This is a genomic window from Arthrobacter sp. Soil_C_60 (assembly GCF_057656375.1).
Genome location: NZ_JBDGKM010000001.1, coordinates 471,067 through 485,290 on the forward strand (window position 1 = coordinate 471,067; position 14,224 = coordinate 485,290).

9 protein-coding genes and 1 tRNA gene are annotated in these 14,224 nt (G+C 63.0%); 6 read left to right on the forward strand and 4 right to left on the reverse strand.

Going from position 1 to position 14,224, the window contains the following annotated elements:
* The first annotated feature begins 107 nt into the window (after positions 1 to 107).
* Entirely contained in the window at positions 108 to 1,061 is a 954-nt protein-coding gene (nudC, locus tag AC3A4M_RS02330; RefSeq protein ID WP_498733689.1) for an NAD(+) diphosphatase, read from the forward strand.
* A gap of 14 nt (positions 1,062 to 1,075) precedes the next feature.
* Complete coding sequence (locus AC3A4M_RS02335; protein ID WP_498733691.1) at positions 1,076 to 3,190, forward strand: ATP-dependent DNA helicase UvrD2; 2,115 nt, start codon at positions 1,076 to 1,078, stop codon at positions 3,188 to 3,190.
* 20 nt (positions 3,191 to 3,210) lie between these two features.
* Here the strand turns inward: AC3A4M_RS02335 and AC3A4M_RS02340 are convergent, their stop codons facing one another.
* A complete protein-coding gene (locus AC3A4M_RS02340) occupies positions 3,211 to 4,281 on the reverse strand; it encodes a TOMM precursor leader peptide-binding protein (RefSeq protein ID WP_498733693.1) in 1,071 nt (356 codons plus the stop codon).
* 136 nt (positions 4,282 to 4,417) lie between these two features.
* On the opposite strand from AC3A4M_RS02340, the gene AC3A4M_RS02345 reads away from it, so the two are divergent.
* On the forward strand, positions 4,418 to 5,044 hold the full coding sequence (locus AC3A4M_RS02345) for a M48 metallopeptidase family protein (protein WP_498733695.1): 627 nt from the start codon (positions 4,418 to 4,420) through the stop codon (positions 5,042 to 5,044).
* Here the strand turns inward: AC3A4M_RS02345 and AC3A4M_RS02350 are convergent.
* Positions 5,041 to 6,447 carry a zinc-dependent metalloprotease gene (locus AC3A4M_RS02350; protein WP_498733696.1) on the reverse strand — a complete coding sequence of 469 codons (1,407 nt, stop codon included), beginning with the start codon at positions 6,445 to 6,447 and terminating at the stop codon, positions 5,041 to 5,043. The genes AC3A4M_RS02345 and AC3A4M_RS02350 overlap by 4 nt on opposite strands.
* 318 nt (positions 6,448 to 6,765) lie before the next feature.
* On the opposite strand from AC3A4M_RS02350, the gene AC3A4M_RS02355 reads away from it, so the two are divergent.
* The 3 genes from AC3A4M_RS02355 (at position 6,766) to AC3A4M_RS02365 (ending at position 11,187) form a co-directional block, all read left to right on the forward strand.
* Positions 6,766 to 7,863 (forward strand): YlbL family protein, encoded by a 1,098-nt coding sequence (locus tag AC3A4M_RS02355; RefSeq protein WP_498733698.1) that lies wholly within the window; start codon positions 6,766 to 6,768, stop codon positions 7,861 to 7,863.
* 186 nt (positions 7,864 to 8,049) lie between these two features.
* The gene (locus tag AC3A4M_RS02360; RefSeq protein ID WP_498733700.1) at positions 8,050 to 11,055 is read left to right on the forward strand and encodes a UPF0182 family membrane protein; all 3,006 of its coding nucleotides are present in this window, start codon (positions 8,050 to 8,052) and stop codon (positions 11,053 to 11,055) included.
* A 55-nt stretch (positions 11,056 to 11,110) separates the two neighbouring features.
* Positions 11,111 to 11,187 (forward strand) — tRNA-Met (locus tag AC3A4M_RS02365).
* Between the two features lie 160 nt (positions 11,188 to 11,347).
* Here AC3A4M_RS02365 and AC3A4M_RS02370 read toward each other — a convergent pair.
* Both AC3A4M_RS02370 and AC3A4M_RS02375 read right to left on the reverse strand, forming a co-directional pair.
* A complete protein-coding gene (locus AC3A4M_RS02370; protein ID WP_074701538.1) occupies positions 11,348 to 12,088 on the reverse strand; it encodes a PspA/IM30 family protein in 741 nt (246 codons plus the stop codon).
* A 69-nt stretch (positions 12,089 to 12,157) separates the two neighbouring features.
* Positions 12,158 to 14,206, reverse strand: a complete 2,049-nt coding sequence (locus AC3A4M_RS02375; RefSeq protein WP_498733703.1) for a TPM domain-containing protein — start codon at positions 14,204 to 14,206, stop codon at positions 12,158 to 12,160.
* Between the last annotated feature and the right edge of the window lie 18 nt (positions 14,207 to 14,224).

Below are 14,224 nucleotides of genomic sequence, written 5' to 3' on the forward strand. Positions count from 1 at the left end.
CGCGGCGAGTCGCTAGAACGTGACGCAGGCCAAGCGCAGGCCCCCTGTTCTCCCCAGATTGCGGGCCCAAATATCAATTGGCCCGCCGTGCTTAGTACGGTAGAGGCATGAGCACCACAACCCATGCCACAGGCTTTCCTCCGTTGGGCGGCCTGGCCCTTGCCCGCAGCGCCATGGACCGGGGTTGTGAGCGCCGCAGTCAACCGGTTCTGTTCGACGATATCTGGGGCTTGAAATCCACCTGGGTCATGCTCATGGATGCGGGCAAAACGCTCGTGCGGGACAACAAGATTGTGCTGCAGCCCTCGCTCGGGCGCCGCATGCCGGAAAATCTTGTCTATCTAGGCCGCGCAGTGGCGGGTGCTGATGTTCCCGAGGGGACGGATATTGTCCTGGAAGACCTGACAGGCGTAACCGCTGAAGCAAAGAACGACGGCGAGTGGTTGGGATTGCGCGACGTCGCAACTTCGCTGTCGCCCCAGGACGCCGGCCTGTTCGCGGAAGCAGCCGCGATTTCAAATTGGCACGCTGTCCATACGCATTGCCCGCGCTGCGGGACACGGACCACCGTGGAAAGCGGCGGCTGGGTCCGGCGCTGCCCGGCGGACGGCAGCGAGCACTATCCCCGCACGGATCCCGCCATCATTGTCTCGGTCGTGGACGCAGAGGACCGGCTGCTGCTGGGCAACTCGGCCAGTTGGCCCGTGGGACGGTACTCAACGCTGGCCGGTTTCGTGGAACCGGGGGAGTCCCTCGAAGCGGCCGTAATCCGGGAGATCGAGGAAGAATCCGGGATTGTGGTGCACTCGCCGCAGTACCTGGGATCGCAGCCGTGGCCCTTCCCTTCTTCTCTGATGCTGGGCTTCACTGCAGTCGCAACGGGAACCGAAACGGTCCCGGACGGTGTGGAAATCAGGGACGTGCGCTGGTTTACGCGGGCCGAACTCGCCCAGGGAATTGAATCCGGCGAGATCCAGGTCGCGGGCGGCATCTCGATCGCCCGCGCCTTGATCGAACACTGGTATGGCAGCGCGCTGCCGGAACCGCTGGGCGGGAAGTGAGCCTGGAACTACCGGTGGATGTCACTGACAATCTCGAAGCCAGAATCCTCGGCGGGCTCGACGAGGAGCAGCGTCACGTTGCGTCGACGCTGACCGGGCCCATGTCCGTGCTTGCCGGTGCGGGCACCGGCAAGACCCGGGCCATCACCCACCGCATTGCCTATGGGGTGCATTCGGGAGTTTACAAGCCGCAGCAGGTGCTCGCCGTGACCTTCACGGCCCGTGCGGCGGCCGAAATGCGTACACGGCTGCGGGACCTGGGCGTGGGCGGGGTGCAGGCACGAACATTCCATGCTGCCGCGCTGCGTCAGCTGCAGTACTTCTGGCCCCACGCAGTGGGCGGCCCGTTGCCGGGATTGCTGGACCACAAAGCCCAGGTCATTGCCGAATCCGCGCGGCGGCTGCGGTTGACCACGGACCGGGCCGCGATTCGCGACCTGGCCGCGGAGATCGAGTGGGCCAAGGTTTCCATGCTGACCCCGGATACCTACCTCAAGGCTGCGGCAGGCCGGGTCGAACCGGCAGGCTTCGATCTGACGACTATTTCCAGGCTCTTCCAGGCCTACGAAGACGTCAAGACCGACCGCAATATCATCGATTTTGAAGATGTCCTGCTGATCACGGTGGGCATCCTGCAGGAAGATGCCAAGGTCGCCGCCACCGTGCGGGACCAATACCGGCACTTTGTCGTGGATGAGTACCAGGACGTGTCCCCGCTGCAGCAACGGCTGCTGGACCTGTGGCTGGGTCCCAGGGATGAGTTGTGCGTGGTTGGCGATGCCAGCCAGACCATCTATTCCTTCACCGGTGCTACTTCCCGGCATCTGCTGGAGTTCACCAAGAGGTTCCCCGAGGCTGAAGTGGTCAAGCTGGTGCGGGACTACAGATCGACTCCGCAGGTGGTCAACCTGGCCAACTCGCTGCTTGCAGCGCGCACCAAGCAGCCGCGGCGCGGCGGCAACGATCCCTGGCCCGCCCCGCTCGAACTCATCGCCCAGCGCCCTACCGGTCCGGAGCCTTCGTTCACGGAATGCGCCGACGACGAGGCCGAAGCCGCACAGGTAGCCGGAAAGATCCGGACGCTTCTGAACGAGGGCGTACCCGCAAGCCAGATCGCCGTGCTGTACCGGACAAACGGCCAGTCGGAAGCCTACGAGCAGGCCCTGGCCTCGGCGGATATCGGCTACCAATTGCGCGGCGGCGAGCGGTTCTTCCGCCGGAAGGAAGTCCGGGATGCGATGCTGCAGCTGCGCGCCGGCGCCCGGGCCGCAGGGACCGATCCCGTGCCGCAGCTGGTCAGGGACATCCTTGCAAACCTTGGCTATACCGCGCAGGCTCCTCAATCCGGCGGTGCGGTCCGCGAACGCTGGGAGTCCCTGGCCGCGCTTGTGGCCCTGGCGGATGAATTGGACAAGGCCCGCGGAAGCGCGGCCGGTGGTGTGTTTACGCTGCAGGATCTCGTTACGGAGTTGGAAGAGCGTGCTGCAGCCCAGCACGCGCCGACTGTCCAAGGCGTCACGCTGGCCTCGCTGCATTCGGCCAAGGGCCTGGAATGGGATGCCGTGTTCCTGGTCGGACTCAGCGAAGGCCTGATGCCGATCTCGTTCGCCGACACGGACGACGCCGTGGATGAAGAACGCAGGCTGCTTTACGTCGGGATCACGCGGGCACGCGAGCATCTTGCCCTGTCCTGGTCCCTGGCGCGTACACCCGGGGGCCGGGCCAACCGGAAGCCTTCACGCTTCCTGGACGGGCTGCGTCCGCAATCATCGTCCTCCGTGCAAAGCCGGACAAGCGCCAAACCTTCCCGCCGCAAGCAAGCGGCACCCGCGGTGTGCCGCGTGTGCGGAACTCTGCTCAGCTCAGGCGCCGAACGCAAAGTCGGCCGCTGCCAAAACTGCCCGCCTACCTATGAGGAATCGACCTTCGAGGCTTTGCGGCAGTGGCGCAAGGATACCGCCCTGGAGGCTTCGGTGCCGGCCTTCGTCGTGTTCACCGATGCGACGCTGGTGGCTATTGCCGAAGCGCGTCCCCAGTCCATGCAGGAACTCTCGCGTCTTGCCGGTGTAGGGCCCGCCAAATTGGAACGCTATGGCGAAGACGTGCTGCGCATACTTTCCACTAACTAGGCTCAGAGTCCCTTGGACCGCTAGCTGTCCTGCAGCGCCGGCTGCAGCTGGCAGGCACACTCGGGGTGAGGCCGGTACTCGTGCCGGCCTACGGCGCCATCGGCTGAACGCAGCTGCAGGACGGCCGACCAGGTTGCCGGGCGGTTCCTGCCATCCAGAAAGAGCAGCGACTGCAGGCTTGCCAGCCCCGCCGCGGCAACGGACTGGGCCACTTCGTCGACGGCGCCGGTTTCTGCGCCGGCGCCGTGTACCTGCGAGCACAACTCATACCAGTCGGGATCTGTTTGGGCGTGATGCCGGTCCAAGCAGTCCAGGCACGCCGATTGCCCGGGTACCACCAGCGGGCCAATCAACGCGTCCCGCTCGCGAAGCAGCAGCGACAGGTGGGGATTATCCCCTTCGGAGAGGCCGTGGCTGATGCGTGCGTTGGGCACATCGTGGTCTGTGTAGATAACGAGGTTCAGGAAGCGTGGGCGGCCCTCGGCGGCTTCCGGGTCCATGCTGTTGGACAGGATGTGTGTGGAAACCGTCGGGTCAATGTTGCGGATCATCTTCCGGACAGCTTGCGCCCGGTTCAGCCCGACGTCGGCCAATCTGAACGCTCCCGATCCTACGTCGGCGGGCCCCACACTGGCCCGGTCTTCCAGCAGTAGTGTGCCGACGCCCGCAGCGGCCAGAGCGCAGGCGACAGCACCGCCCGTTCTCCCCAGCCCGATCAAATGCACGGCTGCCCTCGCCCGGTTCGCCAGCAGCGCCGACGAGTCGACGGAGTACACGGCGGACCAGTGGGCCCGATCGGGCGTCAGACGGTCCAGGCGCAGGCCGCTGAGTTGTTCTGACTTGGCCGGTGGATCGACCAGCACACTTTCCAGCGCCGCCACCAACGCCCGCGCCCTTTCCGGGCTGATGGCACAGTTCCCCGCAATGCGCTCCAGTTCCGTGTCGTCGAGACCCGTCCGCAGACGGTACAAAAATTCCAGATCCCCTTGGCCGGTGCCTTCGAGCACCAGACCGGTGGAACTCAGGCCAATCTGCACTGTGCCCCGGCGCTCGATCAGGCGCAAACCGGGATTGATCTTCAACTCCGCCACAGCTTTCTCTCCTTTTCGAAGTTCCGGGATTCCATGCTGGCATGCCGGCAGCGGCGGGAAAGGAGTTATCCACAGAATCGAAGGTACGGTGGGTGTGCGATTCTGACGCAGGCCCATTCACGGTAACGTCGTTGCCATGCGGGACGGACAGAAGAGCACAGCTTTACGGGCAGGAGACGGCCCGGCCGCGCTGACCACCAGCGACGGTAAACCTGTAGTGGTCAAGCGCTCCAACCGGCGACGGCGCACGGTATCTGCGGGCTGGCGCGAAGGTGAAATGATTATTTCCATTCCCGGCCACTTCACAGCAGCCCAGGAACGTGAGTGGGTGGCCAGGATGGTCGCCCGTCTCGAGGCGAAATCGGACGCCGACGTCGGCAAGCGAAAGGTCCGCAGTGACGAAGCGCTTATGCACAGGGCCACCATGCTGTCCGGCAGATACATCTCTGGGAATCCTTGCCCGGAGAGCATCCGCTGGGTGTCCAACCAGAACGGTCGCTGGGGATCCTGTACCCCGGCCCGCGGCACCATCAGGATTTCGGACAAGATCGAAGGCATGCCGCAATGGGTCATCGATTATGTGATACTGCACGAACTGGCCCACCTAGTAGTTGCCGGACACGGGCCGGATTTCTGGAGCGTGCTCGAGCCATATCCGGACCTTGCCCGGGCCAAGGCATTTCTGGATGGGGCAGCGTTTGCGATGGGCCGGGGCCTTAGCGACAGCGGCGGGGATTTACTGGGCGATGATGTGGACGACTAGGAGTCCTGGCGCCCATCCTTGGTGTCGCCGTTCTCATCCTCTCCGGTATCCGTATCAGCATCGTTGGTAGGCTCATCAAACCCGCCCGCCAGCAGCTTTTGCAGGGCCTCGTCGACCTCCGTATCCGAGGCTTCCAGCAATTGGCGTCGGGAACTGAAGCCTGCCGGATCGTCCAGATCTTCCGATGTCGGCAGCAGGTCCGGGTGATGCCAGATGGAGTCCCGGCCTTCGAGGCCGCGTTCCTCGGCCAAGGCCGCCCAGAGTGCGGCCGCGTCGCGTAGCCGCCGGGGACGCAATTCCAATCCGACCAAAGCTGAAAAGGCATGCTCGGCAGGTCCGCCCGTTGCACGGCGTCGGCGCACGGTTTCCCGCAACGCACTCGCGGATGGCAGATTTACCGTGGCCGCGGCTGTCAGTTCATCGACCCAGCCTTCGACCAGCGCCAAAGTCGTCTCCAGCTTCACCAAGGCCGTGTCTTGCTCCGGTGTCCTTTGCGGCATGAACACGCCCTGGGACAGGGCATTCTGCATAGATTCGGGATCGGTGGGATCGATTTCCCGTGCTACTTCTTCAATTCGCGACATGTCGATATGGATGCCTCGGGCATAGCCTTCGATTGCTCCCAGAAGGTGTCCTGCCAGCCAAGGAACATGGGTGAACAAGCGGGCGTGGGCCGCCTCCCGGACGGCGAGGAAGAGCCGGATCTCCGACTCGGGAACGTCCAGGCCCTCGCCGAAGGCCCTGACGTTGGCAGGCAACAACGCCATCTTGCCTTCTGCCAGGGGAATGCCGATATCCGTGGAGCCGACAACCTCCTTGGACAAAGCGCCGACGGCCTGTCCCAGTTGCATACCGAACAGGGCGCCGCCCATGTTCTGCAGCATCGAATGGGCCCCGCCCATCATCGCCTTCATGTCCTCCGGCACCTGTTCGGAGAGTGCACTTGTAAGCGCGAAAGCAATACTGTTGGCCACCGGTTCGGTCAACCGCTTCCAGGTCGGCAGTGTCGCCTCAACCCATTCGGCCCGCGACCACGCCCTGCCCATGAGCCCGGTGCCGGCGAAATCCGTAACCGGATCCAGCCACATCTCGGCCAGTCGCAAGGCCTCGTCCACCTCGCGGGATTGGGCGGGAGTAACCGAGGGGTCGCTGTCCGAGGCTGCAACCTTACGCGCACTCTCGTGGGCAAGCTTCCAATTCACCGGGCCTTCATTTCCGGCACTCATCATCGCCTGGACCTGCTGCATCATCTGCGCCAAGACGTTGGGATCGGAAGGCAGACCTGCCGCCTTGGCTATTTCTGCGGGATCCATGCCGGCTCCCTCGGCGCCGAAAAGCTTGGCAAACATTTCGGACAGGGGATCCTTCGGATCGTCGCCGCTGTTGGATGGGTTGGAGGTCATCTATACCACCGGTCCTTGTGAGGGTGTGCTGGGGCATGCGGGCCTGGAAGAAGGCCTGGGGCCGTCGCCGGATTGTTGCTTCTGAATACACGTTACCGCTAGTTTTCACGCCATGTCGTGCTTGGTGAGCCCGGTTCGCTCTAGGCAAATGAGAAGCGCCGTCTCGCCGCCCGGTGAAGCGTCCAAGTGGACCGCTACGGATTTCGGGCGTTCTCTCAGGCAAAGCGCGTAGTCTGGTGCAGGGCTCCGGTTTGACCGGTGCCCTTCCTGCTGTGCCTGGAGTATGCCGCGGGAGACGCTGAGAGAAGGAAACCACAGTTGACTGAGCCGACCGACCTCGGGGAGCAAGCGCCGCCGACGCCGCGCAAGCCAAAAAACCGACGGCATCCGGTCATGATTGGCGCGGGCGTCGTCGCCGTCGTCCTTGGCCTGCTTGCGTTGGCTCTGCCATCGCCGTACATCGTGGAGTCTCCCGGTCCTACTTTCAACACGATTGGTGCTGTAAATGACGTCCCGCTGATCGAGATTCCCGGTCAAAAGACATATCCCACCTCAGGGGCATTGGATATGACTACTGTCTACATGAGTGGCGGCCCCAGTGGCTCTGTGCGTTTGTTCGAAGTAGCCTCCGCCTGGCTGGATCCGCGCAAGAGCGTCACGCCGGAAGAACTCGTGTACCCTCCGGGTGTCTCCGGCGAGCAGATCCAGAACCGAAATGCCGCGGCCATGGACTCTTCGCAGGAAACGTCCGTTGCGGCAGCCTTGAGCCACATGGGCGTCGACTTCGAGGAAGACCTGTCCGTTGTCGGTTTCGCCGAGGGTGCAGCTGCGGCAGACCTGCTGGCGCCGGATGACGTCATCGAAAGCATCAACGGCACCGCGGTTACCGACATCAATGTTCTGCGTGATGAGCTCAATGCCAGCGGTGGCGAGCCCGTGGAGCTCAAAGTCCTTCGCGACGGCGAGCCTGAGACGGTTCAGGTCGCTCCGGAGGCGAACGCCCAGGGGGCCTATCAGCTTGGCGTCCTGCTGGAGACCGACTTCGAGTTCCCGTACGACGTCAAAATTCAGTTGGAAAACGTCGTCGGGCCCAGCGCTGGCATGATGTTTGCCTTGGGGATTGTGGACAAGTTGACGCCAGGCGAACTGACCGGGGGGCTGCACGTCGCCGGCACCGGCACCATCGATTCGTCTGGAAACGTCGGTCCGATCGGGGGCATTGAACAGAAAATGTATGGCGCGCATCAGCGCGGCGCGACCGTTTTCCTTGCTCCGGAGGCCAATTGTGGCGATGTTGTCGGCAATGTGCCCGATGGGATGCAGGTGGTCAAGGTGGCAACTCTCGAAGACGCAGTGGAAGCCGTGAACCTGCTCGGTGAAGGCAAGGATGGGTCAGCGCTTCCCGCCTGCGGCTGACGTGTCACAATCGTGCGTCAGAAGCCGGCCGCGGTCGCTCCCGACTTCGTTGTGGCGTTCCCACAAGGCAGAATGGAAGGAAAGCGGAACCTCCCGGACTGCTCATTCGTGGTTTAGACGGAGGGGCCTCATGCATAGGCATGGATCCGCCGTCAAGCACAACGCACGCTGACAATGAGGTAAAGAGTGACATTCGGACAAGACCGGCCCCGTGATGACCGGCCAACCGCGCCCACCCAATTAACACGGAAACGCTCCCCGCTGATACCCACCCTCATTGTGGTGGCCGTGCTGGTGGTCGGGTTCGTGTTCTTCTCGCAGATTTATGCGGACATCCTTTGGTACAACCAGCTTGGCTATCTGGAAGTATTCCTGAAGGAAAACGGCACGAAAATCGCTATCTTCCTGATTGCCTTCCTGATTATGGCTGCCGCGGTGTACCTGAGCCTGCGCCTCGCCTACCGTTCGCGTCCGGTCTACGCGCCCGACAGCGCCCTGCAAGATAATCTCAACCGGTACCAGGAACAGCTTGAGCCCGTACGCAAGCTGCTGATGATCGGTATTCCGATTGTGCTCGGCGGCTTCGCCGGTACCGCGGCGGCATCCGCCTGGCAGACCGTGCTGCTGTTCTTCAACCAGGTACCCTTCGGACAAACCGATCCCCAGTTCAACCTGGACTACAGCTTCTACACCAACACGCTGCCCTTCCTGGGATTCCTGACGGGGTTCCTGGTCAGCGTGGTACTGATCGCAGGCATCGCCGGTCTGCTAACCCATTACCTCTACGGCGGGATCCGGCTGGAGGAGAAGGGCTTTTTCGCTTCCAACGCTGCCCGTATCCACGTAGCCGTCTTCGCCGGCCTGTTCCTGCTCCTGCAGGGTGTGAACTACTGGCTGGACCGCTACAGCACTCTGCAGTCGGACTCGGGCAAGTGGACCGGCGCGCTCTACACGGATGTTAATGCCGTCATCCCGACCAAGGCGATTCTGGCAGTGGCTGCCATCATTGTGGCCATCCTGTTCATCGTTGCTGTCGTCTCGGGTCGCTGGCGCCTGCCGATCATCGGTACGGCCATGCTGATCATTACGGCGATTCTGGCCGGCGGCGTATACCCCTGGGTTATTCAGCGCTTCCAGGTCGAGCCGTCCGAACTGAGCCGTGAAGCGGAATACATCGAGCACAACATTTCCCTGACACGACAGGCCTACGGGCTCGACGAGGTCCAGACCTCAACCTACAACGCGACGGTTGAAGCCGAAGCCGGTGCTCTGCGGCAGGACGCCGAAACAACGGCGAACATCCGCTTGCTCGATCCCAACTTGGTCTCGGACGCCTTCAGCCAGCTGCAGCAGTTCCGCCAGTACTACCAGTTCCCGGAAATCCTGAACGTGGACCGCTACGAGATCGACGGCGAGATCCAGGACACCGTTATCGCTGTGCGTGAGCTCAACACTGCGGGCGTGCCTGCAGGCTGGGTCAATGAGCATGTCCTGTACACCCACGGTTACGGCGTCGTTGCCGCCGCTGGTTCCAGCGTTGAGCCCGATGGCAAGCCGACCTTCATCCAGTCCGGGATCCCGACCACCGGCGTGCTGGGAGATGAAGAGGCCTATGAACCGCGGATCTACTTCGGCGAGCAATCTCCCGAGTACTCCATCGTTGGTGCACCCGAAGGCGACAGTCCCATTGAGATCGACCGTCCGCAGAGTGAGGAGTCCGAGACGGAGTCCCGTAACACGTTCGAAGGCAACGGCGGGCCCAGCGTAGGCAATGCCTTCAACCGCCTTGTCTACGCGCTGAAATTCCAGTCCACAGACCTGATGCTCTCCGACCAAGTGAATTCCGAGTCCCAGATCCTGTATGACCGCGATCCGCGGGAACGGGTGGAGAAGGTCGCACCGTATCTGACGGTGGATGGAAATGTTTACCCGGCGGTTATTGACGGCCGGGTCAAATGGATCGTCGACGGCTACACCACCAGCAAGCACTTCCCGTACTCGACCCCGCAACAGCTCCAGTCCGCGACTGCTGATTCTTCGACCGCGGGCGGCCAAAGCGTGGCTCTGCCGCCCGAAGAGGTCAACTACATCCGCAATGCGGTCAAGGCCACCGTCGATGCCTATGACGGTTCGGTGGACCTGTATGCATGGGATGATCAGGATCCGATCCTCAAGGCCTGGCAGAAGGTATTCCCGACGACGCTCAAGCCCTTCAGCGAAATGTCAGCCAGCCTGATGGACCACGTTCGCTACCCTGAAGACCTCTTCAAGGTCCAGCGTGAACTCCTGGCCCGTTACCACGTGACGGATGTCGATAAGTTCTACACCAATAGCGACGCCTGGGCAGTGCCGACAGATCCGACGCTGGGCGCAAATTCCGACGTCAAGCAGCCTCCCTTCTACCTATCCCTGAAGATGCCCGAGCAGGAAAACGCTGCTTTCTCATTGACGACGCCGTTCATCCCGTTCGTTCCTGCCGGTGAGGAAGCGCGAAACGTGCTCTACGGCTTCCTCGCTGCCGAGGGTGATGCCGGAACCGGCGAGGACGGTGTCAAGAGCGAGGAATACGGCACGCTGAGGCTGCTTGATATTCCACGATCATTGTCGGTTCCCGCACCGGGCCAGGCACAGAACCTGTTCAACTCGGACACAGCGGTATCGACTGAGCTGAACCTGTTGCAGCAGGGCGCTACCGAAGTGCTCAAGGGCAACCTGCTTAGCCTGCCTGTCGGTGGCGGCATGCTGTACGTCCAGCCGGTATATGTCCAGTCCTCGGGCAGCTCTGCTTACCCGACGCTCCGCCGCGTACTCGTCAGCTTCGGCGAAGTTGTCGGCTTCGCTCCCACGTTGGACGAAGCCCTTGACCAGGTCTTCGGCGGTGACTCCGGCGCGACGACCGGCGACGCCGGGAACGTCGGCGAGACACCGGACGATCCGGCTGCCCCGCCTGCGGAAGGCGGCGGCGGTAACGCGGAGGCGAATCTGCGGGCGGCACTCGAAGCGGCGAATGCCGCGATCCGTGAGGGCGAGGCGGCTCTGGCAGAAGGCGACTTCGCGGCTTACGGTGCAGCACAGGAGAAGCTGAACCGGGCACTGCAGGATGCACTCGAAGCTGAAGGCATTGTATCGGGTGAGGCTCCAGCCGAGGGCGGCGAAGAGGCCCCGGCGGAAACGCCGGCCCCTGCACCCTAGGCTGACCCCGCCGATTTGCGTAGCAACCCCGCGGCCGGTAGAGTAAAGACCGCGCCGCGGGGTGGAGCAGTTCGGTAGCTCGCTGGGCTCATAACCCAGAGGTCAGAGGTTCAAATCCTCTCCCCGCAACCAAGAAGAGGTCCCGACCGGAAACATCCGGTCGGGACCTCTTGGATTAAGACCTAAGTCTGGTTTTCCACACTAGCGGGATGCCGCCCATACGTGGCCGCGGCGCATCTTTCACACCACAGCCACGTGCAGGAACGGCCGCTGTGAGGCCGCCGCTAGCTGGTTACTGGCCGGACTCGATGGAGGCAGAGCTGGAGCCGGACTTCAGGGCAGCCAAGCGTGCTTCGATCTCGGTTTGCTCTCCGAGGTCCTCGAGACTCTCAAACTGTGCATCCAGACTCGACGAAGCCAGTTCCTGAGCGCCGCGGACGCGCGCCTCTTCCCGCCGGACCTTTTCCTCGAACCGTCCTACTTCGCTGGTCGGATCCATAATGTCGATGCTCTTGAGTGCGTCGTGCACCTGGGTCTGGGCCTCGGCCGTACGGGCGCGCGCGACGAGCTCGTTGCGCTTGTTTTGCAGCTCGGTCAGCTTGCCCTTCATCTGGTTAAGTCCGGTCTTGAGCTTTTCGACAACCTCGTTCTGGGAGGCGATGGTGGGCTCGACACCCTTGGCCTCGTTCTCGGCACTGATCTGGCGCTGGATGGCGACCTTGGCGAGATTGTCGAACTTTTCTGCATCGGCGGGATTGCCCGCGGCGCGGTACTCGTCGGCCTTTCGGCTGGCAGCCAAGGCCTTGTTGCCCCAGCTGCGTGCGTTTTCCATGTCTTCGTTGTGATCGTCCTGAAGCATGCGCAGGTTCCCGATTGTCTGGGCGACGGCGCTCTCGGCCTCGGCAATGTTGTTCGAGTAGTCGCGGACCATCTGGTCCAGCATCTTCTGGGGGTCTTCGGCCTGGTCCAGAACTGCGTTGATGTTCGCCTTTGCCAGCTGTGCGATACGGCCAAAGATTGACTGCTTAACCACTGTGATACCTTTCGTCCTGCTATCTGATTCTTGACTACAGCCCCTCGGGCTGCCCGGTTTCTTATCCAGTTAGAAGTTGCCGCCGGCACCTCCGCCGTCGCCAAAACCGCCGCCGCCGAAGCCGCCGAAGCCGCCGCCGCCGAAGACGTCACCACCACCGCCGCCGCCGCCGAAGCCGCCGTGGCCGCCATGGCCGCCATGCAGAATGGAGTCGATCAGGATTCCGCCAAGGATGGCACCGCCGAGGCCGCCGCCGCGGCCACCGAACATTCCGCCGCCGCCGAAGCCTCCCATACCACCCATGCCGCCGAAACCATCTACATCCTGTTGTGCCATCTGGCTGGCCTGCTGCGCTAGAGCATTGGCCTGCTGGGCATAGTTGAGGGCTTGCTCGGGATCAGAATCGGCGATCTCCAGAGCGTAGGCAAGGTTGCGTTCGGCTTCAGCCAGCCGTGTCCGGGCTTCACTGCCGACGCCGCCGCGCCTGGCCTGGATGTAGTCCGAGGTTCCGGAGATCTGCGCCTGGGCGGACATGATGGTGTGTTGGAGCGACTCGCGTGCCCTGCGGGCGCGTTCCTGGGCATCGCGGATGCCGGTCAGCGAGCGGTCCAGTGAATTCGCCGCGTCAAGGCGCTGGACAATGCTGATCGGATCGATCCGGCCGCCGGCGATTTCACGTTGGATGCCTTCCAACGCCGTTTCGACTTCGGCCACCGGCCCTGCAAGCTCTGGATGTTGTCCGTTGGCGATGAGGGCACGGGCATGGGCAAGATCCTGCGCGGTGTCCGATATGGCGCTCTCCATGGCAGATCTCGCGGCGTCCAGGTCCTTGGACGTTTTGCCGATCGCATCGAGGAGGACATTGGCTTGGTAGACGCTTTCTTCGGCCGCCCGGACGGCGACAACCGCGGCGCTGCGGTCTCCGGCGTCGAGCTTCTCCTGCGCGGTGGTTGCAGCATTGTCCACAAAATCAAGCCGTTCCTGCGCCTGATCGATGTTGTCGCGGACCTGCTCAAGTGCGGAGTCCGCGTACCGTTCACGGAGCCGGTCAAGGTCGGCGCGGCCGGCATCCAACCTCGTACGCGCTGCCTCGGCAGCTTCACGGGCGCTGGCCAAGGCTCCGGGGGCGTTCTTTTCCAGTTCCCGCAGCGCGTCGAAATCTTCCTTGTGTTCCTGGAGCGATGCGCTGACCGCTTCGCAGCGACGGATGATGTCGCCAAGCCACGCCCGCTGCTGTTCCTCGGTATCCGGAATGTGGTCATCGAGCTGCTGCTGGAGCTTGAAGGACTCCATCATGTGCGCTTTGGCCGCGGTGATGTCCTCGTGGAACGGCTTGACGGCTGTCTCGCCATACTGGGCCATGGCAAAGCCGACTTCCTGCTCGCTGGACCTGATGGCGTCATCGGCGGCAATCAGCAGGCTGCCGGCCTTCTTGCGCAGATCCTCGACGCTCATCGCGTCATGCGGATCAATCGGTTTGCCATCCGGCCCACGCTGGATCTGTGGTTCTCCGCGGCCTGCACCCTTGCGCCGTTTGGATTTCACATACAGATAGGTACCGACGCCACCCGCAGCGACGACGCCGCCCATCAAGAGCACCGGCGCCAGCGAGCCGCCGCCGGAGGAAGATCCGACATCTCCGCTGCCACCGGAGGCCACGTCAGCAATGGCCTCTGCCGCCAGCACGCCCGCTTCAGCCCATTCATTCTGAGCGAGCGCGGGGCTCAGCGACTGGAAGATCTGCTGGTCGCTTGCTGCAACAGGATTCCCTCCCTCGGACTGGAAGTGGGCTACCCGTGATTCCACTGCGACGGCGAGCATGCTGTCCGAACTTCCCAACCCCTTTTGAGTTGCGGTCTCCGCCAGCCAGGCGCTGGCATCGGAAGGGTTCTCGAACTCGTCGACGTAGACGACGTACAAGCCCAGGCCATGTTCTTCACGCAGGTTGCTAACGGCTTCCTCCACTTCGGCCTGTTCAGCACCAAGGACGCCTGCCTCGTCAATCACAAACTCGCCGGGCGGAATCTCCACCGGTGGTTCGGCGTTGGCCGCGGCCGGAGCCATGAAGACCGCCGAGAGCCCAACAGCGGCCCCCAAGCGAGTGAGCAGTGATCGCATGTAGAACCCTTCAGTATC

What these genes read in the sequence shown, in the direction of transcription:
- AC3A4M_RS02345 (WP_498733695.1), top strand. Translation starts at nt 4,418, where the DNA reads ATGCGGGACGGACAGAAGAGCACAGCTTTACGGGCAGGAGACGGCCCG.
- AC3A4M_RS02350 (WP_498733696.1), bottom strand. Translation starts at nt 6,447, where the DNA reads ATGACCTCCAACCCATCCAACAGCGGCGACGATCCGAAGGATCCCCTG.
- nudC (WP_498733689.1), top strand. Translation starts at nt 108, where the DNA reads ATGAGCACCACAACCCATGCCACAGGCTTTCCTCCGTTGGGCGGCCTG.
- AC3A4M_RS02375 (WP_498733703.1), bottom strand. Translation starts at nt 14,206, where the DNA reads ATGCGATCACTGCTCACTCGCTTGGGGGCCGCTGTTGGGCTCTCGGCG.